The 21,928-nt window shown below is 71.9% G+C and carries 15 protein-coding genes; 6 read left to right on the forward strand and 9 right to left on the reverse strand.

Annotated features, from left to right (window positions below):
- Positions 1-8: 8 nt before the first annotated feature.
- The 5 genes from ACQEV2_RS06560 to ACQEV2_RS06580 are packed head-to-tail and all read right to left on the reverse strand — an operon-like array spanning position 9 to position 7,958.
- Positions 9-614, reverse strand: a complete 606-nt coding sequence (locus ACQEV2_RS06560) for a GTP-binding protein (protein WP_433037519.1) — start codon at positions 612-614, stop codon at positions 9-11.
- Positions 595-4,245 carry a hydantoinase B/oxoprolinase family protein gene (locus ACQEV2_RS06565; protein WP_433037521.1) on the reverse strand — a complete coding sequence of 1,217 codons (3,651 nt, stop codon included), beginning with the start codon at positions 4,243-4,245 and terminating at the stop codon, positions 595-597. Before ACQEV2_RS06565 ends, ACQEV2_RS06560 begins: the two co-directional genes overlap by 20 nt.
- 24 nt (positions 4,246-4,269) lie before the next feature.
- Positions 4,270-4,665, reverse strand: coding sequence for a DUF742 domain-containing protein (locus ACQEV2_RS06570; RefSeq protein ID WP_433037523.1), 396 nt, complete (start codon positions 4,663-4,665; stop codon positions 4,270-4,272).
- Between the two features lie 9 nt (positions 4,666-4,674).
- Positions 4,675-5,112 carry a roadblock/LC7 domain-containing protein gene (locus ACQEV2_RS06575; RefSeq protein WP_433037525.1) on the reverse strand — a complete coding sequence of 146 codons (438 nt, stop codon included), beginning with the start codon at positions 5,110-5,112 and terminating at the stop codon, positions 4,675-4,677.
- Positions 5,109-7,958, reverse strand: a complete 2,850-nt coding sequence (locus ACQEV2_RS06580; RefSeq protein WP_433037527.1) for a nitrate- and nitrite sensing domain-containing protein — start codon at positions 7,956-7,958, stop codon at positions 5,109-5,111. Before ACQEV2_RS06580 ends, ACQEV2_RS06575 begins: the two co-directional genes overlap by 4 nt.
- Before the next feature lie 421 nt (positions 7,959-8,379).
- Between ACQEV2_RS06580 and ACQEV2_RS06585 the strand changes: the two genes are divergently transcribed.
- Positions 8,380-9,027: a hypothetical protein gene (locus ACQEV2_RS06585; RefSeq protein WP_433037529.1), complete on the forward strand. Its 648-nt coding sequence runs from the start codon at positions 8,380-8,382 to the stop codon at positions 9,025-9,027.
- 47 nt (positions 9,028-9,074) lie between these two features.
- On the opposite strand, the gene ACQEV2_RS06590 is transcribed toward ACQEV2_RS06585, so the two are convergent.
- From ACQEV2_RS06590 to ACQEV2_RS06605, 4 genes are all read right to left on the reverse strand, one after another.
- Positions 9,075-13,751, reverse strand: a complete 4,677-nt coding sequence (locus ACQEV2_RS06590; RefSeq protein WP_433037532.1) for a hypothetical protein — start codon at positions 13,749-13,751, stop codon at positions 9,075-9,077.
- 63 nt (positions 13,752-13,814) lie between these two features.
- Positions 13,815-14,696, reverse strand: coding sequence for a hypothetical protein (locus ACQEV2_RS06595; protein WP_433037534.1), 882 nt, complete (start codon positions 14,694-14,696; stop codon positions 13,815-13,817).
- A gap of 31 nt (positions 14,697-14,727) precedes the next feature.
- Complete coding sequence (locus tag ACQEV2_RS06600) at positions 14,728-16,254, reverse strand: hypothetical protein (RefSeq protein ID WP_433037537.1); 1,527 nt, start codon at positions 16,252-16,254, stop codon at positions 14,728-14,730.
- 155 nt (positions 16,255-16,409) lie between these two features.
- Positions 16,410-17,105 (reverse strand): GntR family transcriptional regulator, encoded by a 696-nt coding sequence (locus ACQEV2_RS06605; protein WP_433037540.1) that lies wholly within the window; start codon positions 17,103-17,105, stop codon positions 16,410-16,412.
- Positions 17,106-17,238: 133 nt separating this feature from the next.
- Between ACQEV2_RS06605 and ACQEV2_RS06610 the strand changes: the two genes are divergently transcribed.
- From ACQEV2_RS06610 to ACQEV2_RS06630, 5 genes are all read left to right on the forward strand, one after another.
- Complete coding sequence (locus ACQEV2_RS06610; protein WP_433037542.1) at positions 17,239-18,537, forward strand: MFS transporter; 1,299 nt, start codon at positions 17,239-17,241, stop codon at positions 18,535-18,537.
- Positions 18,538-18,593: 56 nt separating this feature from the next.
- Positions 18,594-19,418: a putative hydro-lyase gene (locus tag ACQEV2_RS06615; protein ID WP_433054243.1), complete on the forward strand. Its 825-nt coding sequence runs from the start codon at positions 18,594-18,596 to the stop codon at positions 19,416-19,418.
- An 81-nt stretch (positions 19,419-19,499) separates the two neighbouring features.
- Positions 19,500-20,258, forward strand: coding sequence for a LamB/YcsF family protein (locus tag ACQEV2_RS06620; RefSeq protein ID WP_433037545.1), 759 nt, complete (start codon positions 19,500-19,502; stop codon positions 20,256-20,258).
- The gene (locus ACQEV2_RS06625) at positions 20,255-20,872 is read left to right on the forward strand and encodes a 5-oxoprolinase subunit B family protein (protein ID WP_433037546.1); all 618 of its coding nucleotides are present in this window, start codon (positions 20,255-20,257) and stop codon (positions 20,870-20,872) included. Before ACQEV2_RS06620 ends, ACQEV2_RS06625 begins: the two co-directional genes overlap by 4 nt.
- Positions 20,869-21,738, forward strand: a complete 870-nt coding sequence (locus ACQEV2_RS06630) for a biotin-dependent carboxyltransferase family protein (RefSeq protein WP_433037549.1) — start codon at positions 20,869-20,871, stop codon at positions 21,736-21,738. The genes ACQEV2_RS06625 and ACQEV2_RS06630 overlap by 4 nt, the downstream gene beginning before the upstream one ends.
- The last annotated feature ends 190 nt before the right edge of the window (positions 21,739-21,928 follow it).

The raw sequence follows: 21,928 nt of genomic DNA on the forward strand, positions 1-21,928 counted from the left end.
TACCTGTGTCACGTGGGCACGGTCTGGCGGCGGTCCGCCTGATAGGCCATCGCGTGCTGGACGACGCCGATCAGGACCTCCTTGACGGACTCACGGTCGCGGGCGTCGCACAGCAGCAGCGGCACGTCGTCGTCGAGATCGAGGGCCTGCCGGACGTCCTCCGCCGGGTAACGGGCAGCTCCCTCGAAGCAGTTGACGCCGACGAGGAAGGGTATGGAGCGGCGCTCGAAGTAGTCGACGGCCGCGAAGCAGTCCTCGAGGCGGCGGGTGTCGGCGAGGACCACGGCCCCGAGCGCACCCTCGGAGAGCTCATCCCACATGAACCAGAACCGCTCCTGGCCGGGCGTGCCGAAGAGGTACAGCACCAGGTCCTCGCGCAGGGTGATGCGGCCGAAGTCCATGGCCACGGTGGTGGTGCACTTGCCCTCGACACCGCTCGTGTCGTCGATCGGGCGTCCGGCCTCGGTGAGCAGTTCCTCGGTGCGCAGCGGCCTGATCTCGCTGACAGCGCCGACGAGGGTGGTCTTGCCCACGCCGAAGCCGCCGGCCACCAGGATCTTGAGCGTGACGGGCTCGACCGGTGGCTTCCCGCGCTCAGAACGCCCGAAGATCATCGATCTCTTCTCCTGCTTGATGGGGGTCGCGCGACGGTGGGCCGTAGCCTCCGCCGCCGGGGGTTTCGATGACGAGTACGTCGCCGGGTCCGACGTCCGCCGAGTCGCTGCCGCCGAGTGCGGTGACCGTGCCGTCGGCACGTTCCACCCGGTTTGCTCCCAGCGCGCCGGGTTCACCGCCCGCCATGCCGTACGGCGGGACCCTGCGGTGCTGTGACAGCGTGGAGACGGTCATGGGCTCGTGGAACCGGATGCGGCGCACGGCGCCGTCCCCGCCGCGCCACCGCCCGGCGCCGCCGCTGCCGCGCCGTACGGCGAACTCGTCGAGCCGCACGGGCAGTCGCCACTCCAGCACTTCGGGATCGGTCAGCCGCGAGTTGGTCATGTGGGTCTGGACGACGGGCGCACCGGGGAACCCGTCGCCCGCGCCGGATCCGGAGGCGACGGTCTCGTAGTACTGGTGGCGTTCATTGCCGAAGGTGACGTTGTTCATGGTGCCGGAGCCCTCGGCCTGGACGCCCAGTGCGGCGTAGAGCGCGCCGGTGATCGCCTGGGAGGTCTCCACGTTGCCCGCGACGACCGCTGCCGGGGGTTCGGGTGCCAGCATGGAACCGGGCGGCACGATGATCTGCAGGGGCCGCAGACAGCCGTCGTTGAGCGGGATGTCGTCGGCGACAAGGGTGCGGAAGACGTAGAGCACTGCGGCGTTGACGACCGAGAAGGGGGCGTTGAAGTTCGTGGCCAGCTGCGGGGACGTGCCGGTGAAGTCGACGGTGGCGCAGCGGTTCTCGCGGTCCACGCGCACGCGTACCCGGATGGCGGCGCCGGAGTCGGTCTCGTAGGCGTACTCGCCGTCGTCCAGGGCGTCGATGACCCGACGCACCGCTTCCTCGGCGTTGTCCTGGACGTGCTTCATGTACGCCTGGACGACGTCGAGGCCGAAGTTCTCGATCATGCGGGCGACTTCGTCGACGCCCTTCTGGTTGGCCGCGATCTGGGCGCGCAGATCGGCGAGGTTGGTCTTCGGATTACGGGAGGGGTAGGGCGCCTCGGTGAGCAGGCGGAGGGTCTCCTCCTCGCGGAAGCGGCCGTTCTCGGCGAGCAGCCAGTTGTCGAAGAGGATTCCTTCCTCCTCGATGGTGCGGCTGTCGGCCGGCATGGAGCCGGGCGCGATGCCGCCGATCTCTGCGTGGTGGCCTCGTGAGGCGACGTAGAAGAGGATCTCCGGATCACCCTCCGTGGTCGCCGTGGCTCCCGTGTCGAAGACCGGAGTGATCACGGTGACGTCGGGCAGGTGAGTGCCGCCGTGATACGGGTCGTTGACGGCGTAGGTGTCGCCGGGGCGCATCCGGGAGCCGCGACGCCGGATGACCTCCTTGACGCTCGTGCCCATCGAGCCCAGGTGGACGGGGATGTGTGGGGCGTTGGCCACCAGGTTTCCGTCCGGGTCGAAGAGCGCGCAGGAGAAGTCCAGGCGTTCCTTGATGTTGACGGACTGGGCGGTGGATTCGAGGCGGGCGCCCATCTGCTCGGCGATGGACATGAACAAGTTGTTGAAGACCTCGAGGAGAACCGGGTCGGCTTCCGTGCCGAGATCGGAACTCTGCGTAACCGCCACGCGTTCCATGACCAGATGCCCGTCGTCGGTCGCCGCCGCTCGCCAGCCGTCGTCGACGACGGTCGTCGCACTGGCCTCGGTGATGATCGCCGGGCCGGTGACGGTTTCGCCGGGAGGCAGGTCCTCGCGGCGGTGGAGGGGTACGTCGCGCCAGGTGCCGCCCGTGTGGAGGCGGACGGTCTCCGGGGCGGCGGGGCGGTGTTCAGGGGTGGCTTCGTAGAGGGCGAGAGCGGAGAGATCGGGGGGTTCGGTGATGCCGGTGGCTTCGACGGAGAGGGCTTCGACGACGATCGGGCGGTCGAGGGTGAAGGAGTACGTGGCGCGATGACGTTCTTCGAAGGCGCGCCTCATGGTGTCGGGCTCGGTGAGCTCGACGGTGAGGGTGGTGTCGGTGCCGTCGTAACGGAGTTGGGCGCGGCGGGTGACCTTGATGCGGTCCTCGGGGACGTCCTCGTCGAGGAGTTCGGTCCGGGCAGCTGCTTCCAGGTCGTCCGCCGTCTTGAGGACGCCGGGCATCGAGGCGGCCTGCAGGGGGGCCTCGACGGACTGTTCACGCATGGCCGTGGTGTCGGCGAGGCCGATGCCGAGCGCGGAGAGGACACCGGCCATGGGCGGCACGAGGACGGTGCGGATGCCGAGCGAGTCGGCGACCATGCACGCGTGCTGACCGCCGGCGCCACCGAAGGTGGTGAGGGCGTAGCGGGTGACGTCGTGGCCCTTCTGGACGGAGATCCGCTTCACGGCGTTGGCGATGTTGGCGACCGCGATCTGCAGGTAGCCCTCGGCGACCTGTTCGGGGGTGCGGTCGTCGCCGGTCCGCTCGCGGATCTCGCGCGCGAGCGCGGCGAAGCGGTCACGGACGAGGGCGTCGTCGAGGGGCTGGTCGCCGTCGGGACCGAACACCTTGGGAAAGTGGGCGGGTTGGATGCGACCGAGCATGACGTTGGCGTCGGTGACGGCGAGGGGGCCGCCGCCCCGGTAGCAGGCGGGCCCGGGGTCCGCGCCCGCCGAGTCCGGCCCTACGCGGTAGCGGGAGCCGTCGAAGTGGAGGACGGAGCCGCCTCCGGCCGCGACGGTGTGGATGTCCAGCATGGGCGCGCGCAGCCGGACGCCCGCGATCTGTGTGGTGAAGACACGTTCGTACTCGCCGGCGAAGTGGGAGACATCGGTGGAGGTGCCGCCCATGTCGAAGCCGATGACGCGGTCGAAGCCGGCGAGCTGCGACATGCGGGCCATGCCGACGATGCCGCCGGCGGGGCCGGAGAGGATGGCGTCCTTGCCGCGGAACTGCCCGGCTTCGGCGAGACCGCCGTTGGACTGCATGAACATCAGCCGTACGCCTTCGAGTTCGTCGGCGACATGCCGGACGTAGCGGCGCAGCACGGGCGAGAGGTAGGCGTCGACAACCGCGGTGTCCCCGCGCGGGACGAGTTTCATCAGGGGGCTGACCTCGCTGGACAGCGAGATCTGCGGGAAGCCGATGCCGGCGGCGAGCCTCCCGACGGCTTGTTCGTGGGCGGGGTGGAGGTGGCTGTGCATGCAGACCACCGCGACGGCACGGATCCCGGCGTCGTACGCGTCCTGGAGCGGGCCGGCGAGGGCGTCCAGGCCGGGCTCGTGCAGGACGGTGCCGTCGGCGGCGATGCGTTCGTCGACCTCGACGACGCGTTCGTACAACAGCTCGGGGAGTTCGATACGGCGGGCGAAGATGCGGGGTCGGTTCTGGTAGGCGATGCGCAAGGCGTCGCGGAAGCCGCGGGTGATAACCAGCAGGGTCCGCTCGCCCTTGCGCTCGAGGAGGGCGTTCGTGGCGACCGTCGTGCCCATACGGACAGCCTCGATGAAGTCCTGGGAGCCGCCCAGGAGCTCGCGTACGCCCGCGACGGCCGCGTCGGAGTATCGCGCCGGATTCTCCGACAGGAGCTTGTGTGTCAGCAGCCGGCCGTCCGGGCGTCGCGCGACGATGTCCGTGAAGGTGCCGCCTCGGTCGACCCAGAACTGCCAGCCTGTCACGTCACTACCCCGCTTCCGCGCCGCTCACAGCGCCCGCAGGCCGTTGATCACGTCGCGCAGGATACTCTCGTCCACCAGCTCGGCAGGCGGTACCGGCCGGTTCACATGGACGAATTCCCCGTCCACGAGGTCTCCGATGAGGACCCGGACGACTCCGATGGGCAGGTCGAGCTCGGCGGAGAGTTCGGCGACGGACTGCGGGGCGTCACGGCACAGATCGACGATGTCCACGTGTTCCGGGGACAGTGTCGAGTCCGCTTCCGGATCGTCCGCGTGCGGCTCGGCGACGACCACCGCGATCAGGTCCAGGCGGTGCTGGGCCGCACTGGTGGTGCGGCCGCGCGTCATGGCGTACGGGCGGACGACCGGTCCGGCCTCGTCGTCGAACCAGTGGCTTCTTCCCTGACCCTCAGCGCTCATGCCATCCCACTACCCGCCCGAGGGCAGATCGGTGCGTGGAGCGGTGCCCAGATGCACGCCGACCCGTTTGACCAGGAGCGTCATCTCGTACGCGACCTGGCCGACGTCCGAGTCGGCGTCCGAGAGCACCGCGAGGCAGCTGCCGTCGCCGGCGGCCGTCACGAACAGGAAGGCGTCGTCGAGCTCGACGACCGTCTGCCGGACGTTGCCTGCCTCGAAATGGCGGCCCACACCCTTGGCGAGGCTGTGGAACCCGGACGCGACGGCAGCCAGGTGCTCGCTGTCCTCGCGGGTCAGGTCCTTGGACACCCCCGTCGGCAGGCCGTCGCCGGAGAGGACGACGGCCTTGCGGATGCTGGCGACGCGGTCCACGAGGTCGTCGAGGAGCCAGTTGAGCTCGCCGGACTGGTTGGTCGTGGTGTGGCCGGTCGCCTTCGGTGCGGTCATCGACCGTCCCCCTTAGTCGTTCCTTGTGGTGCTGTGCCGCTGTGGGCGCCATCGCCCGCGGCGTTCTCCTTGCGGCCGCGCTGCCAGCCGCGCTGGAGCGAGGCCATGCGGCTGCGTACCTCGTCCGCGTCCCGCTCGGCGAGCTCCGTCCCCTCCTCGGTGCGCCGAGCGGGGCCCTGCTTGAGCTGCGGAGCCAGATTGGCCTGCCGTACGCGCCGGGGCAGCGGCGCCGTGCCGGAGCCGGTGTCCTGCTGCGCGGCAGGCGTCCTCGGGACGGAGTCGTCGGGGCCGCTCGATGCGATCGCGGGCCGTCGGGTGCGCCTCGGGAGGGCTGCGGGCTCCGGCCGCTCAGCGCGGTCGTGCCCGGCGGAGGGCGGGTTCTCGGTGCGATCACCTGTCCGGTTCGGAACGCCGGGCAGGTCACCGTGGGATCCGGGACCGCGCCGACGGGTCGGCAGCGGAGCGAGGCCGTTGGGCTCAGGGCGGTTCGGGCCCGCGGGAGGCGCCGTGTCCGCCTCCTCTCGCCGGGAGCGCTGCTCCGTCACCGGGCGTCCGTGCGAGCTGACCAGCTTGGGTGTCCTGCGGCGGGGCAAGGGGACGGGGGCGCTCAGATCGTCGTCCGGGTCGGCCTGGTCCGGTCCGCCATGGATGCCGGAGACCGGGTGGGCGCCGAGCGGGCCTTTCGCCTCGTTCTCCACTTCGGCGAGCCTGCGACGCGGGCGGAAGAGGCCGCCGCGTTCGCCGTCCTCTTCGTCGAGGGCGTCCGGGAAGTCGCTGAGGGCATCGAGATCGACGGGTGCCTCCAGCTCGACCGGGCCGTCCAGGAGCGAGGCGGGGAGGCCGGGCACGCGGGCCGGCACCTGGGCGAGGGCGGCGCGGCGCGCCTCCTCCAGCTCGGCCTCCTTCGAAGGCGTGGGCCGGTCGAGACGGAACCCGATGCCGTTGGTGTCCGGCACGTCGTCGGTGAGCAGTGTGTCGGGGATGAAGACGACGGCCGTGGTGCCGCCGTACGGCGACGGTTGCAGCGAGACGCGGACGTTCTGCCGCTGGGCGAGCCGGCTGACCACGAACAGCCCGAGCCGGTCGGTGTCGGACAGTTCGAACTCGGGCGTCTCGGCGAGTCGGAGGTTGGCGTCCAGCAGGGCGTCGGCCGCCATGCCGAGGCCGCGGTCGTGGATCTCCAGGGTGAAGCCGTTGGCGACCCGTTCGCCCAGGACCTGGACGGCGGTGTGCGGCGGGGAGAACACCGTGGCGTTCTCCAGGAGTTCGGCCACGAGGTGGGTGATGTCCGCGACCGCCGGTCCGGTGACGGCCACACGGGGCAGGCGGCGGACCTCGATGCGCTCGTAGTCCTCGACCTCGGCGACGGCGGCGCGCACGACGTCCATGAGCTGGACGGGCTTGCGCCACTGCCGGGAGGGGGCGGCGCCGGAGAGGATCACCAGGCCCTCGGCGTGCCGGCGCATGCGGGTGGTGAGGTGGTCGAGGCGGAACAGGTCGGCGAGTTCGTCGGTGTCCTCGGTCCGGCGTTCCATGGTGTCGAGGAGGGTGAGCTGCTTGTGCAGGAGGACCTGGCTGCGGCGGGCGAGGTTGACGAAGACCTCGGAGACTCCGGCGCGCAGTTCGGCCTGCTTGACGGCGGCCTCGACGGCGGCGCGCTGCAGGGTGTTGAGGGCCTGCCCGACCTCGCCGATCTCGTTCTTGTCGTACTCCAGGCGGGGCACTTCGGTCTCCACGTCGACCTGTTCGCCGGCCGAGAGGCGGCGCATCACGCTGGGCAGTCGTACGCCGGATGCCTCGTGGGCCTCCAGTCGCAACTGCCTCAGGTCGCGGATGAGACCGCGGCCGATGCGCACGGACAGGAAGAGCGAGAACAGCAGGGCGAGCAGACCGAGGACGCCGGCGATGGCCGCCTTCATGATGACGCTCATCGCGACGGGGCTGACGCGGTCCTGGTAGCGCGCGCCCGCCTCGTCGTTGAGTTTGCTGAGCTCGTCGAGGACGCTGCCCGCGGCCGTGTCCCAGCGCTTGGCGTCGACCGTAGTGTGCTTGCCGGGCTGGGAGGCGATGACGGCCTGTTCTGCGTCGCGCAGCGGAGCGGTGGACGCGTTCCTCCAGAAGCGCTCGTAGCGTTCGCGCTCGGACGAGGGCAGGTCCGTCAGGCTGATCTCGTACATGAGCGTGCGCTGGGCGATGAGATCGGAGACGTCGCGTATCTCGTGCCGGGACAGCTTCCCGACCACGAGGGCGGAACTGAGCAACGCGTCCTCGCGGGAGAGGAGTTCCCGGGCGCGGGTGACGTTGAGGAGGGCACGGGCCTGCTTGTCCATCGCCACGTTGTCGACGCCGTCGAGGGAGGCCAGGAGGGCGTAGCAGGGGTCCACGAGAAGGTTGTACTGGTTGAGGGCCCCGGCACGGGTCACCGTTCCGTCCTCGACGCTGCGACGAAGGGGGTTGATCCCGTCGAAGGCGTCCAGTACGGCGGTGAGGCGCTCGCTGTCGCCCTGGTCCAACCCGTCGCGGACGTCGGGGTCCTTGGCGTTCTTGCGGATCTCGGCGACGGCGGCGTCGGTGGCCTTCCGGGTGACCCGCAGGGCGGACAGCGCGTCCGAGGCCCTACGGTCGGAGAGATAGACCAGCGCCTGGCGGCGTTCCTGCTGCAGGACGCGGACCGCGTCCTCGGTGGAGTAGCCGATCTTCTCGACGAGGGACGACACCGTGAACAGCTGGGCCACACCTCGCCCCGTGAGTACCGTGGCGAAGCCCCAGATCGCGGTCAGGGACACCAGCGGCACGAGAAGCAGCGCCACCATCTTCCGGCGGATCGACTTCCCGCGAAAGTGCATGGCCTCCCCCAGCTCAAACCCCCACCGGTCAGGGGGCACACATGTGCGTCAACAATTGGCGCGAGCCTACTACCGACGCACAAGTAACTCGAAGAGACATCCGGAATCTGAACTTCCGCGCCGGTGACGAGACATGGGGAGTTGTCCGGCCATTGCGGGAGATTGCCTCCCGCAAACCCTCGGCACTGCGGAGGGCGGATCCGGCCGGGCCCCCGGGCCAGTTGGCCGGAACTTTGTCTTTCTCGGGAATCTTCGGGACGCGTCGATCGTGCTTCTGTACGGGAAATGGGGGCGGAATGAGCCACAGGAGCCGCATCCCGTCCCCGGGCGGCGTAAAACAGCGCAAGCCGGGCAGCCAATGGGGAGCGGAGTCTTCGGACACGGTGCGGGCGGTCTGCCGGCGGTGGGGAGTGACACGGTGATGGGCACGGCGGAGCGGTGCAAGACGCTTGAGGAAGGCGCGACGGCGCATGGGACGGCGCGGCGCGCTCCCGAAGCGCTGGATCGCGACATTCCCGCGGACGGACGCGGGGCGACGAGCGGCCACGCTGTTTCGGTGGGCGTGAGTGCGGTGACGGCGGACGAGCGCGACGTTTCGGCCGGTTCCGGCGGCAAGGCATCCAGGGGCGAGGGCGCAGCCCGTGCCGGCAGCCGCAGTGCGGCCCAAGAGCCATCGTCGTACCGGCCGTTGTGGGTGGAGGAGCCCGCCCGACGGCGCCGCATGCCGGATCCCGTGCGCACGGCGGCAGTGCGAGCGGTACTGATCATCGCGGTGACCCTGATCCAGGCGATGGTGGCCTTCCTGTGCACTCTGGCCGGGTCGTGGCTGGCGTTCCCGATGGTGATCAGCAGTGTGGTCAGCACAGTGCTGGCCACCTGGGGTGCTCTCGACGTCTGGGTGACCCGCCAGGTGTGGAACCAGCGCCATGGCGTGGTCTCGACGCCCAGCAGCACGGCGCGCGCCCTGCGACGCGAGCGGCGCCGAGCACGACGGCAGGCGCGTCAGGCCGAGCGCACGCAGGAGCGAATACGCCGCCGGGGCGGGGCCGGACAGTTGTCGCACTCCTGAGCGCGCTGGAACTCGAGGCGCGGCACAGCCCGAACAGGGGTACCTGATCAACTCGTCGTCGGGGCCGGTCGTTTGAACATCCGTGTTGCCGTGATCTCGCTGTGCACCGCCTCCCCGGCCGAAGCCTGTTGAGGCAGTCCCGGCCGCAGGTGCTCCTCGACGCTGATGTACTTCAGTCCGGCGCGGAGGTCGGCATCGTTGCGCAGGCGGATGACCAGCGGGAACTCCGCCAGTGCGGTGGTGTCGAACAGGCCGGTGGTGTAGAGGAGCTGGACACCCAGCGCATCCGACACGGCACGCTGGAGTTCCAGCAGATAGGTCGCGTTGGCGCGCCCGATCGGGTTGTCCAGGAACAGCGTGCCGGCATGCCGGTGCTTGTCCCGGCCCCGGTCGTTCGACCGGAGGGCGGCCATCGTGCAGTACAGGGCAATGGCCGCCGTGAGCAGCTGTCCACCGGAGAACACGTCGCCCATCTGCCCGACAGGCACGCGCTCCGCGCGCAGTACGGCATCCGGCTTGAGGATCTCGACGGCGACGCCCTTCGGCTGAAGGGCGGCGGCAACACCGCGCAGCAGCAGGGACATGCCGTCCCGCCGCAGGTCGGAGTTCTTCTTCACGGCCGCCCGTGTCGCCTCGTCGATGACCTCGCCCAGCCGTTCGGTGAGGGTGGCCTGGTCCGGTTCCTCGAAGCGGATGCGCAGGAACTCCTGCCCGGACCACTCGCCGAGCCCCTCGGGCAGCCGGGAGAGCCGCTGAGCGGATCGAAGGGTCGCCAACGCCGACTCGACCAGCCCGCGGAGCCGGTCGACGATCGAGTCGCGGTTGCGCTCCAATTGCGCCAACTCGTCGGTGAGCACACGCAGTCGGGGCGCGAAGGCGTCGGCCCACTTCTGGGCGTGCTCGGGCAGCGCGGAGGCGGGTAGTTCGCGGATCTGCTGGCGAGCTGGGGTGCGGACCTGTTCGTAGCGCGTGGAGTTGGCGTGCCGTACGAGCACGTCGCTCGCCTCGCGCACGGCTGCCTCGGCGGCGGACAGGTCGGCGGCACAGCCGCGCAACGACCGGCGGGCCTCGGCGGCGGACTGCCGGGCCTCGTCCAGGCTGCCGGGGTACGGCTCCGGTGCCTCCTGGTCTTCGTCCGTGGCGTGTTCCCGCAGCAGGTCGCGCAGCATCGCGGCGATCTCGTCGAAGCCGCCCGCCGCGTCCTCGGCGGCGCGGTGGGCTTCGAGGAGTTCCGCGTGGGCCTCGCGGGCCTGTGTCAACGCCTCGGTGCGGGAGGCGAGTTCGGCGGTCGCCGTGCGCAGCAGTGCCTGCGCGTGCTCGGCGTCGCGCGGTTGCAGCTCCTCGGACAGCTCGGTGTGCGCCTCGCCGTCCTCGGGCGCGAGCCGCTCGGCCTCGCCGCGCAGTCGGCCGAGCTGCTCACTGGCGCTGGACATACGGGTCTCCAGGAGCTGGACCAGCTCCTCCGCGCGCGCGGCGGCCGCTTGGCGGGAAGGCCCGTCCGAGCCGTCGGGCGACTCCAGGAGCTGCTCGGCCCGCGTGCGGACCTTGTTGCTCAGCCGGTCCAGTTCCGCGCGCGCCGCGCTCTCGTCGCTCTCCGCACGGGCCTGTTCGGCGCGCAGATCGGCGCCCACGCCGACCTTCTCGTACACCTGGGAGGCGGCCCGGTACGCCTCGCGCAGCGCGGGCAGGGACGCCTTCGGGGCATCCGCGTCGGTGTCCGGTACGTCGTCAGGGGCGCCCGCGATCTCCGAGCGCTCGGCGCGCAGGGCACGCGCCGTGCGGCGCGCGTCGTCGGCAGCGCGCTGGGCGGCACGGCGGTCCTCGTCGGCCGCGCGGGCGCGCTCCAGGCAGGCCTGGGCGCGGGCCTCGGACTCGGTGGCCTCGTCGGCGAGTTCGCGCAGCTTGACCTGCCAGCCGGCCCGCTCACGCAGCCGGAAGGCGAGTCCGGCGAGGGCGTCGGCGGCGCGCCGGGCCTTCTGCGCGGCCTCCTGCCGCTCGTCGCGGACCTGGGCGGCCTCGGCGGCGGCTTCGTCTGCCTCGGCCCGCACGGTCCGTGCCTCGGCCAGCTCGGCCTCGGACTCCTCGGCGAACGCGCGCGTGTCCCGGGCCGCCTGCGCCAGCTCGACCAGCCGTCCGGCCGGGCAGCCGGTCCGCCACGAGGCGAGCCGCGCCGCCAGCTCCCGGTCCTTGCCGAGCCGCGCGGCCAGCGTGCGGATCTCCTCGTCCCGCTCGGTCGCCCGCGCGCGCAACGCCTGCCGCTCCTCGTCGGCGGCGTGCTCGTCGTGCATGGCGGGGTTCGGCGGTACGAGGAAGACGTCACCGCTCCGGGAATCGGGTGCCGGTGTCGGTGCCAGCAGTGCGGCGGCCGTACCCACCGCAACGGCCGACCGGGGCAGCAGAGCTGCGTCACTCAGCACCTCGCGGGCACGGGCGTGTGTGTCCGGGTCGGTGATGATCACGCCGTCGACCAGTTCGGGCCGGGCGGCCAGCACGCGCGCGTGATCGGCGGGGTCGACGGCCTGGGCGAGATAGCGCCAGCCAGGCAGCGCGGGGATGCCCTGCTCGCCGAGGAACTCCACGGTGGCCAGCACGTCCGGGCCGGGCGGCAGCAGCCCGCCGTCACCGAGTGCGCCGAGGATCCGGGAGTCGTCGGCAGCTGCCGTACGCAGCTCGAAGAGATGACGCTCGGCGCCGGAGACGGCGTCGTCGAGCAGTTCGCGCAGCTCGTCGGCGAACCGGTCCAGGTCCTCCGGCGTGAGGGCTCCTTCCTGGAGGGCGCTCGGGGTGAGCGCCTGAGCGCCGTCGCGCGCGGTCGTGCCTCCCTTGCCGTCGTCACCCGTGCGCGGAGCAGGAACGGCCCCGCGCTTCGCGCCGGACTCGCCGGACAGGCCGAGCAGTTCCGCGAGCCGCTCCTCCGCCGCCAAGCTCTCGGCGAGACGGCGCTCCGCCTCGTACGACCGCTCCGCCGCCGAGGCGGCGTCCGCCGCGCGGGCCGCGGTCAGCTCCGCACGGGACTCGGCCGAGGCCGCTTCGCGCGCGTGCTCCGAGGCGCGCCGGGAGGCCTCGCGGGCGGTGTCCCAGGCGGCAACCGCCGTCTTCTCGGCGTCGCTGGCAGCGAGGGCCGCGCGGGCCGGGTCGGCATCGGGCGCACTGTCGTCGAGCCAGCCCGCGCGGACGGCCTCGGCGGTCTCCTGCTCGACCTCGGACAGCCGCTGCCGCAGATGCCCGATCTCACTGCGGGCGCGCTGCGCCTCGGTGGCGGCGGCGGTGGAGTCGCGGTAGGCGGACTCGCTGACCTCCTGGAGGGCGGCGGACCGCTCCTCCTCCTCGTTGGCGAGGGTCTCGGCGCTCTCGGCGGCCGAGTGCAGGGCCCGTACGAGATCGACGGCGGCCTTGGCGCGGGCGGCCAGCGCGGGGGCCGCGTCCCGCTCGGCCTCCTGGATCGCGGCGGCCACGCGCGCGACGCGGTCGGCGGCGGCACGGTGCCGCAGCACGGCCTCGGCGGCCTGCCAGGCGGAGTGCAGGGTGCGCGCGTCGGCGAGCTCGCGCTTCTGCGCGGCCGCGGACTTCTCGGCGGCCGCGAGTGCCAGCGAGGCGTGCCGGTAGGCGAGTTCGGCGGCGATCAGCGCGCTGCGCTCGCGCGCCGCCTCGGCGTGCGTGACGGCGTACGCGGCGGCGGTGACCCGCTGGGCGAGGTCGGCGGCGCGCACGCGCTCCTGGGCGCCCCGCGCGGACAGCCGCCGGGCCAGGGTCCGGGTCCGCCGCTCGGCACCGGCGTGGATGTCACGCGCGCGTGAGCGTGCCTCGGCGGCCTCGACGATCCGCCCGAGCAGGTCCACGGACCCGGCGGTGAAGTCCCGTTCGGCGATCAGCTCGGCGCGTCGGCCCAGCTTGTTGCCGAAGCCGCTGACCAGGTCGGCGAGGCCGTCGGTGTCGCGCGTGTCCGTCACGGCCCGCAGCAGCAGGTCGGTGAAGTCGGAGTCCTTCTTGACCGCGAAGAGGCCGGCTGCCTCACCCTCGTCGGCGTTCATCTCTCGTTGGTAGCGGAAGAGTTCGGGGTCGAGGCCGAGATCGCCGAGGTGCTCGATCCACCGGTCGTGGATCTCCTCCCAGTGCACCTCCAGATGCGGATACGCCTTGCCCGCCTCCGTGATGGCGTCCCGGAAGCCCTTCATGGTGCGCCGACGCCCCTGCGCGCCCGACTGGCCCTCGACGGGCGGCCGTACGGCAGTGGACTCGGCGACAGGCAGGTTGTCCAGGCTCAGCCCGGGCCCCGGCCGGAAGGAGTACCAGGCCTCGGCGAACTTCCGCGGGTCGTTGGAGACCTGACGTCCGCGCCATTCACTCACCTTGCCGACCACGACGCACTCGCCGGTGAGCGTGTGCTGCCACTCCAGGGCGACGTGTCCGCAGTCGTCGGCGAGCAGGAACTTCCGCAGCACACCGGAGCTGGCGCCGCCGAGCGTGTTGCGGTGGCCCGGCAGCATCACGGAGAAGATCAGCTTGAGCAGGACCGACTTACCGCCGCCGTTCTCCAGGAAGAGCACCCCGGCGGGCGCCGGCCGGCGCGGCGGACCGACGGGCTCCTCCTCGAAGAACTCCGCCTGCGTCGGCGCGGGGTCGGGCACGGGCTCGCCCACACCGCGCAGATCAAGCACGGTGTCGGCGTAGCGCGCACCGGCCGGTCCGATGGAGTAGAGGCGGACCCGGGACAGCTCGTACATGGCGGACTCTCGTAAGTCTTCGTCAGGTCAGGGAAGTTCGGAAGATCAGGGACGTTCGGGGGCTTAAGCGGAGTGGAACGGCAGCCCGGCGTCGGCCACCAGCTCCAGGTCGTCCGTGTCCTCGGCGGGCAGCAGGGTCGGCGTGCCGTCGGTGACCGGGACCACGCCCAGCTCCAGCAGCTCGGCCATGGCGGCGCTGCCCGCCATGTCACGCACCTGGAGCTGGTAGCGGGCGGTCGTCCGGTAGGTGCCGCCGTTGTCGTCCCCGGTCCGCTGGAGGAACCCGGAGTCGGTGAGGAAGGCCACCGCCTTGCCGACGATGCCGGTCGTGGAGCCCGCGAGCCGGCGGGCGTCCTTGGTGGCGCCGGTGGCGCTTCGTCTGACCCAGATCCGCCACGCGGCCTCCAGGCCGGGCGCGTCCGTGGCCGGGTCGGTGTTCTCCCCCTGCTCGGCCGCCCGCTCCTCCAACCGACGGCAGGCCTGCCGTACGAAGGCGTCCACGCCGTTGACGGTGACGCGCCCGATGTAACCGTCGTCGGCGAGGTCCTCGGGCCGCGGGAAGGCCATGGCGGCGACGGCGAGATGGGCCAGCCCGTGCAGGAACCGGTCGCTGCCGTCGGCCGATGTACGGCGCGCGTAGTCGCCCATCCGCACGGCGAACACCGAGTCCTCGGCGGCGGTCACCGCCATCCCCGCGCGCGGGGACACCTCCAGCACGACCAGTCCCAGTCCCGCGGCCACGGCGTCAGCGAGCCGCGCGAACGGCGGGTCCTCGCGATAGCGCCGCAGCAGCTCGGTGTACTCCTGGTCCCGAGCGGGCTGCAGCTTGGGCTGCAGGCCGAAAGCAACGAGCCGGGCCGCGTCGGCGGCGTCCGCGGGGGTGACGGCAGCGCTCGCCGACGGGGCCGGGGCCTCCGCGTCACTCCACTCGACGTGCTCGCTCACGGTTGGTGCTCCTCGCTCCGCTGTTGCTCACTCATGCTGCTTCCGTCCTGTCGGCGGCCATTCCGGCCGCGTCCAGCAGGGCCGTCCCGACGATCAGGTCGGCCCCGCCGAACTCGGGATCGTCCAGCTCCGTCCCGTCGTCCACGGCGAACAGCAGCTTCTCCTCCCCCTGCCGATAGGCGGTGCCGACCGGTGGACTGGCCGCGTGCACCGCCAGCAGGGCCACCAGGTACGGCAGTTCGGGGTCCTGGCGACGCGCCTCCGCCAGCAGACCCGACAGTCGGCGCGGCGCGTCGGCCGGCAGGTCCAGCAGGTTCATCGCGGCGGCCAACTGCTCCTCGCTGAACCGGCTGTCGTCCGGCGTGGCGATGAGATCCGGCTCGGGCATCTCGGCCCCCAGATGTTCCCGCTCCACCGGCGGCGTCAGCAGGAGGTCGACAAGGTCCCCCACCCGGACCGACACCGGTGTGCGCAACCCGGTCCCGCGCGCGAAGAAGGCATCCGTGACCCGGACCGCCTGCTCCAGCGGCAACGGCAACACGGGCGCGACGAGATGGCCGTACAGGTCTATCCCCGATGTCGTCATGGGCGTCGCGAAGGCCTGCCGGTCCTGCTCGGCGCGGAACAACGGCCCGGCCTCCAGCAGCCGGGACTGCAGCTGGGTGTGGCGTCGGATGCAGTCCTTGACGATGTCGACGAGCTCGGCCGCACGGCGCTTGTGCTCCGGGTCCTCGGTCTCGTCCCGCGCCTTGCGGATGTTCGTGAGGATCGCGTTCTCGTGCCGGTACCGGTCGGCGACGTGGTCGAGCGCCTCGGCGATCATGTCCGGTACGGCGTTCAGCCAGTCCACCGCCCGGACGTTCCGCCGGGTCGCGTCCAGTGCCCTTCGGAGCGTCTCCGAGTACTGCACGGTCCGGTACCGGGCCTGCTCGGCGGCCAGCTGCGCATCGGCGAGGCGGCCGCGGTTGATCAGGACCTCCAGCTTGACCTCGGCGGCGATCTGGGCGCTGGTGACATCGGTGTCGAGGGCGCCGACGAGGACGTTGACCGCCTCGTCGGTCGTCCGCAGGTACACCGTACCGCCCGGTCCCGGCACCTCCTCGATCAGCTTGAAGTCGTAGTCACGGCGGACATAGCTGCCGTCCGGCGCGAACGTGCCGTACACCGCCCGGAAGCCGCGGTCCACACTGCCGACGTTGATCAGGTTCTCCAGGACCCAGCGGGCAACGCGCTCGTGCTCGGCGACGGGGCGCTGTGGGGCCTGGGCGGCGATGCGCGGGATGAGCCGGGCGACGATCTGGTCGTGGTCGGCGCCCGTGTCGAAGTCCATGTTGAGCGTGACCAGGTCGATGGCGGCGAGCGCCACCTCCGCCATGCCGTACACCGAGTACTCGCCCGCGAGGTTGGCCTTGCGTGTGTCGAGGTCGTGCAGCGGCGCGGTGCAGGCGAGCGCGCGCAGCCGCCGCGCCAGTCCCTCGTCGGCGGCCGGGCCCGGAGCTGGGCGCGGCCCCGCGCTGAGCTGGGGCGGAACACGGTCCGTCGATGCAGGCGAAGTCACGGTGCACAGACTAGGTCCTGGGTCTGACATCGACCCAAACGACGGCGCTCCACTGGTTGAGCCGGGGAACTGAGAACTGTGTTCCTGACTGCGGGCCGTCTGCCGCTGGTCGCGCCCACGCGGCGGAGCCGCACATCGCTACAGCCCCGCCCCCCTCAGGGGGTGCTCGTCACCCGGCGCCGATAGACCTCCACGACCCGCTCCAGCGAATTCTCGAGATACACAGCGAGCAGCTTCTCGGCCTCGGCCTTGTCGCCCGCCTCCAGGGCCTGCAGGATCTGGCGGTTGCGGGCGAGATACGGCTCGTGCAGCCGCTTCGGGTCGTCCACCACGTGGAAGGCGAGCCGCAGCTCGGCGAAGACACTGCGCATCAGCTCGTCCGTACGCGCGCTTCCCGCCAGGGCGACCAGTTCCCGGTGGAAGTGGATGTTGGCCGTACCCACACCTTTCCAGTCATCCTCGGCCGACGCCCGGCGGCCCTCCTCGACGGCCGCTGCGAGGCCCTCCAGACCGTAGGGGGGCTCGCCGAGCCCCCGTACTACGGCGCACTCGACGAGCCCGCGCGTCCGGTAGATGTCCTCCACGTCCTCGACCGTCAGCACCCGCACGAACACGCCCCGGTTCAGCTCGTGCACGAGCAGGCGTTCGTGTGTGAGCAGCCGGAACGCCTCGCGCAGTGTGTTGCGGGAGACGCCGAGCGCGCCGCCGATGCTGTCCTCCGACAGCCGGGTGCCGGGCGGGAAGAACCCCTCGGCGATGCGGCTGCGCAGGATGTCCGAAACGCGCTCCGCGGTGCTGGTGCGGCCCAGGAGGGCGCGGTCCTCGGCGAGTGAGGTCAGCTGCTCTGCCATGCCGGAATTCAATCGCAGATGGCAAGAACGAACCAACATGGGTATTGAGGGATCGTTGAACAATCCTCTACGGTACGTCGAACCGGCACGGCTCAGTCCACAGCACCCTCCGTCCCCTCTCTGCGAGGTGCCCATGAGCACGACCCCTCCACCGCAGGCCATGACGAACACCCACCCCACCACTGACGAACGCGCCGCCGATGACGGCGCGTTCGGCTGGCTGCGCGCCCTGGGTCCGCGCGGCCGCCGCGCCTTCGCGGGCGCTTTCGGTGGCTATGCCCTGGATTCGTACGACTACTTCACGCTGCCGCTGAGCATGGTGGCGCTGGCCGCGTACTTCGGTCTGGACAGCGGCCAGACCGGCCTGTTCACCACCGTCACGCTCGTGGTCTCCGCGATCGGCGGCGCCCTCGCGGGCGTGCTGGCCGACCGGATCGGCCGGGTCAGGGCGCTGATGATCACGGTGATCACCTATGCGGTCTTCACCGTCGCCTGCGGCTTCGCGCCCAACTACGAGACGCTGCTGGTCTTCCGCGCCCTCCAGGGCCTCGGCTTCGGCGGCGAATGGGCGGTCGGCGCGATCCTCGTCGCCGAGTACGCGAGCGCCAAGCACCGGGGGCGCACGCTCGGCGCGATCCAGAGCTCGTGGGCCGTCGGCTGGGCGCTCGCCGCGATCATGTACACCGTCGTCTTCTCGCTCGTCGACGACGACCTGGCCTGGCGCGTGATGTTCTGGACCGGCGCACTGCCGGCACTGCTCGTCATCTGGATGCGCCGGCGGGTGCACGACGCCCCCGAGGCAGTGTCCGTGCGTGAACAGAGCACGCAGAAGGGTTCGTTCGCGGCGATCTTCAAGCCCGGCCTGCTGCGTACGACGATCTTCGCCGGGCTGCTCTCCACCGGCGTCCAGGGCGGCTACTACACCCTCGCCACCTGGGTGCCGACCTATTTGAAGACCGAGCGCGAGCTGTCGGTCGTCGGCACCGGCGGCTATCTGACGTTCCTGATCTCGGGCGCCTTCATCGGCTATCTGACCGGCGGTTACCTCACCGACCGGCTGGGCCGCCGGCGCAACATCTGGCTGTTCGCCCTGCTGTCGGCGGTCTGCATCCTGGCGTACGCGAACATCCCGAGCGGCGCCAACACCCTGCTCCTGGTGCTCGGTTTCCCGCTCGGGTTCTGCATGTCGGCGATCTTCAGCGGCTTCGGGTCCTACCTGAGCGAGCTGTACCCGACGGCGGTGCGCGGCACAGGCCAGGGCTTCACGTACAACACCGGCCGCGCGGTGGGCGCCGTCTTCCCCACCACGGTCGGCTTCCTGGCCGACAGCTGGGGCGTGGGCGGCGCGCTGGTGTTCGGCGCGATCGGCTACGGCATCGCGGCACTGGCCCTGCTCGGACTGCCGGAGACGCGCGGGAAGGAGCTGGTGTGAACCGTACGGAGGACCGTCCGCTCCCCGTCGTGGCCGACGACCGCCCGCTCCCTGTCGTGGCCGAAGACCGCCCGCTCACCCTTGTCGACGAGCACGCGCACGCGTGGAGCCCGAAAACGGCACGCGCCCGCTTCCGGCAAGGCCTCACAGGCCCCACGTCCGGGGTCGCGGCCGGCCACACCCAGGTCAACCTGATCTCGGTGCCCGCCGACTGGGCGTACGACATGCTGTTGTTCTGCCAGCGCAACCCCAAGCCCTGCCCGGTCCTGGACGTCACGGACGCCGGTTCCTGGACGACCGTCCTCGCCGACGGCGCGGATCTGCGCACCGATCTGCCCCGCTACCGGGTGTGGCGAGACGGCGAGTTGGTGGACGAGCCGACGGACGTGCGCGCGCACTGGCGGGGCGACCTGGTGTCGTTCCTGATCGGCTGCAGCTTCACCTTCGAGTGGACGCTGGCCGCGGCGGGCGTCCCGATCCGCCACATCGAGCAGGGCCGCAATGTGCCGATGTACGTGACCAACCGCCAGTGCCGTCCGGCAGGGCGGTTGCGCGGCCCGATGGTGGTGTCCATGCGCCCGGTGCCGCCGGAGCATCTGGCGGCGGCACTCCGGGAGACCAGCCTGCTTCCGGCGGTGCACGGCGACCCCGTGCACTGCGGCGACCCCTGGGCACTGGGCATCGCCGACCTCGGCCGTCCCGACTTCGGCGATCCGGTGGACGCCGAGCCGGACGACATCCCGGTGTTCTGGGCCTGCGGAGTGACCCCGCAGGCCGCGGTGATGGCCTCGCGCCCGCCGTTCGCCATCACCCACGCGCCGGGCCAGATGTTCCTGACCGACGCCCGAGACGAACAGTTCCGCATCGGCGCGGTCACCTGACGCGGGACAAAATCCCCGGCATGCGGTCCCCTGACCAGCCCCCGCCCCGAGAAATTCCCGACCCGAGCCCCTGAAGGACCCATGACCTCGATCGACCTCAACGCCGACCTCGGCGAGGGCTTCGGCCGCTGGCAGCTCACCGACGACGAACGGCTGTTGTCCGTCGTCACCAGCGCCAACGTGGCCTGCGGCTTCCACGCCGGGGACGCGGCCACCATGCGGCGGGTGTGCGAGCAGGCGGCCGAGCGGGGGGTGCGGATCGGCGCACAGGTCTCCTACCGGGACCTGGCGGGGTTCGGGCGGCGCGCGATGGACGTGCCGTCCGCCGAGCTGGCGGCCGAAGTCGCCTACCAGATCGGCGCCCTGGAGGTCTTCGCGCGGGCGGCGGGCACGCGCGTGTCGTACGTCAAACCGCACGGCGCGCTCTACAACCGCGTCGTGCACGACGAGGAGCAGGCCGGCTCGGTCGTCGACGGTGTGCTCCTCGCGGATGCCGCCCTGCCCGTGCTCGGCCTGCCCGGCTCGCGACTGCTGGAGCTGGCCGCCAAGGCCGGCCTCCCGGCCGTCACGGAGGCGTTCGCGGACCGCGCGTACACCGAGCAGGGCACGCTGGTGCCGCGCGGCCAGGACGGCGCCGTGGTCACCGACCCGGAGGCCGTCGTGGAGCGCTCGGTCGGCCTGGCCCGCTCCGGCGTGGTCACCTCCCGCTCCGGGGCCCGGATCGAGGTACGCGCGCGTTCCCTGTGCCTGCACGGCGACACTCCCGGCGCCGTCGAGCTGGCCCGGCGGGTGCGGGCGCGGCTGGAGGAGTCGGGTGTGCGGGTGGAGGCCTTCGTATGAGGGCGCTGCCCGTCGGCGACGACGCCCTGCTCGTCGAGGTGTCCTCGAGCGAGGAGGCCCAGGCGCTGCACGCCGAGCTGCTGCGGCGCCGCGCCGAGGGCTGGCTGTCGGTCCGCGAAATCGTCCCGGCGGCCCGCACGGTCCTGCTCGACGGCCTCGCCGACCCGGCCCGCCTGGCCTCCGAACTGTCCACGTCCGACGTGCCCCCTGCTCCCCCACGCGCGCGTGACGTCGTCGAACTCCCGGTGCGTTACGACGGACCGGACCTGGCCGAGGTCGCCGCGCACTGGGGCGTCTCCCCGCACGAGGTGGCCCGCATCCACGCGGGCACCGAATTCAGCGTTGCCTTCTGCGGTTTCGCCCCCGGGTTCGGCTACCTCACCGGCCTGCCCCCGCGCTACGACGTCCCGCGGCGGGCCACTCCGCGCACGGCCGTACCCGCCGGTGCGGTGGCTCTGGCCGGCCCGTACACGGGCGTGTACCCGCGCTCGTCGCCGGGTGGCTGGCAGCTGATCGGGACCACGGACACCGTCCTGTGGGACCACACGCGCGTGCCGGCCGCGCTCCTGTCGCCGGGCACGCGCGTGCGCTTCGTTCCGGTGGGGAGCTCATGACCGACCGCGCGCTCTCCGTCGTCCGCGCCGGGGCGCTCACCACCGTGCAGGACCTCGGCCGCCCCGGGCACGCCCACCTCGGCGTGCCGCGCTCGGGTGCGCTGGACGGGCCGGCGGCGGCGCTGGTCAACCGTCTGGTCGGCAACAGCCCCGAGGCGGCAGTACTGGAGACGACGCTCAACGGCTGTGCGGTGCGGCCTCGTTCGACGGTCACCGCGGCGGTCGGCGGCGCGCCCTGCCGGGTCACGGTGAACGGGCGCCCGGTCGCCTGGGGCGCTCCGGTGCGGGTGCCCGCCGGCGCGCTTGTGGACGTCGGCGCGGCCGTCTCCGGCGTACGCAGCTATGTGGCCGTCTCCGGCGGCATCGCCGTAGAGCCGGTCCTCGGCAGCCGCTCCACGGACCTCCTGTCGGGTCTCGGCCCACCGCCGCTCACGGACGGCGCGGTGCTGCCTCTGGGCCGCCCTACGGGGCTCCACGCGCGCGTGGACGTCGCCCCGCACCCGGCTCCCCCCGCCGAACTCGTCCTGCGCGTGACGCTGGGCCCGCGCGACGACTGGTTCACGCCGGAGGCAGTGCGCGCCTTCACCTCCCATGCCTACAGCGTGTCCTCCGCCAGCAATCGCATCGGGCTGCGCACGGAAGGCCCCGCCCTGGAACGGGCCCTCACCCGTGAACTCCCCAGCGAGGGCATGGTCCTGGGCGCGGTCCAGGTCCCGCCCGACGGCCGGCCGGTCGTGTTCCTGGCCGACCATCCGACCACGGGCGGCTACCCGGTGATCGCCGCCGTCCGAGCGGCCGACCTCCCGGCCGCCGCCCAAGCGGTACCGGGCACCCCGCTGCGCTTCGTGGCCGTACGCCGTCGCTGACTCCCGCCACGCACGCATGAGCCACACACGCGTGAGCCACGCACACGCCCGCTACGCCGCCTCCGGTGCGGGCTGCTGCCCCGAGACCGAGCGCTGCCCGGGCAGCGACAGGCCCTCCGGCAGGGTCATCCGGCTGGGCACCGCCGGCCCCTCCGGCAGGGGCAGCTGCCCCGACACGGCCCGATACTCA

This window comes from Streptomyces sp. CA-251387, from assembly GCF_050936625.1.
GTDB lineage: Bacteria > Actinomycetota > Actinomycetes > Streptomycetales > Streptomycetaceae > Streptomyces.

Excerpts from the sequence above, each read along its gene's own strand:
- ACQEV2_RS06560 (WP_433037519.1), bottom strand. The coding sequence starts at position 614 with ATGATCTTCGGGCGTTCTGAGCGCGGGAAGCCACCGGTCGAGCCCGTC.
- ACQEV2_RS06570 (WP_433037523.1), bottom strand. The coding sequence starts at position 4,665 with ATGAGCGCTGAGGGTCAGGGAAGAAGCCACTGGTTCGACGACGAGGCC.
- ACQEV2_RS06575 (WP_433037525.1), bottom strand. The coding sequence starts at position 5,112 with ATGACCGCACCGAAGGCGACCGGCCACACCACGACCAACCAGTCCGGC.
- ACQEV2_RS06580 (WP_433037527.1), bottom strand. The coding sequence starts at position 7,958 with ATGCACTTTCGCGGGAAGTCGATCCGCCGGAAGATGGTGGCGCTGCTT.
- ACQEV2_RS06585 (WP_433037529.1), top strand. The coding sequence starts at position 8,380 with ATGGGCACGGCGGAGCGGTGCAAGACGCTTGAGGAAGGCGCGACGGCG.
- ACQEV2_RS06590 (WP_433037532.1), bottom strand. The coding sequence starts at position 13,751 with ATGTACGAGCTGTCCCGGGTCCGCCTCTACTCCATCGGACCGGCCGGT.
- ACQEV2_RS06605 (WP_433037540.1), bottom strand. The coding sequence starts at position 17,105 with ATGGCAGAGCAGCTGACCTCACTCGCCGAGGACCGCGCCCTCCTGGGC.
- ACQEV2_RS06610 (WP_433037542.1), top strand. The coding sequence starts at position 17,239 with ATGAGCACGACCCCTCCACCGCAGGCCATGACGAACACCCACCCCACC.
- ACQEV2_RS06620 (WP_433037545.1), top strand. The coding sequence starts at position 19,500 with ATGACCTCGATCGACCTCAACGCCGACCTCGGCGAGGGCTTCGGCCGC.
- ACQEV2_RS06625 (WP_433037546.1), top strand. The coding sequence starts at position 20,255 with ATGAGGGCGCTGCCCGTCGGCGACGACGCCCTGCTCGTCGAGGTGTCC.
- ACQEV2_RS06630 (WP_433037549.1), top strand. The coding sequence starts at position 20,869 with ATGACCGACCGCGCGCTCTCCGTCGTCCGCGCCGGGGCGCTCACCACC.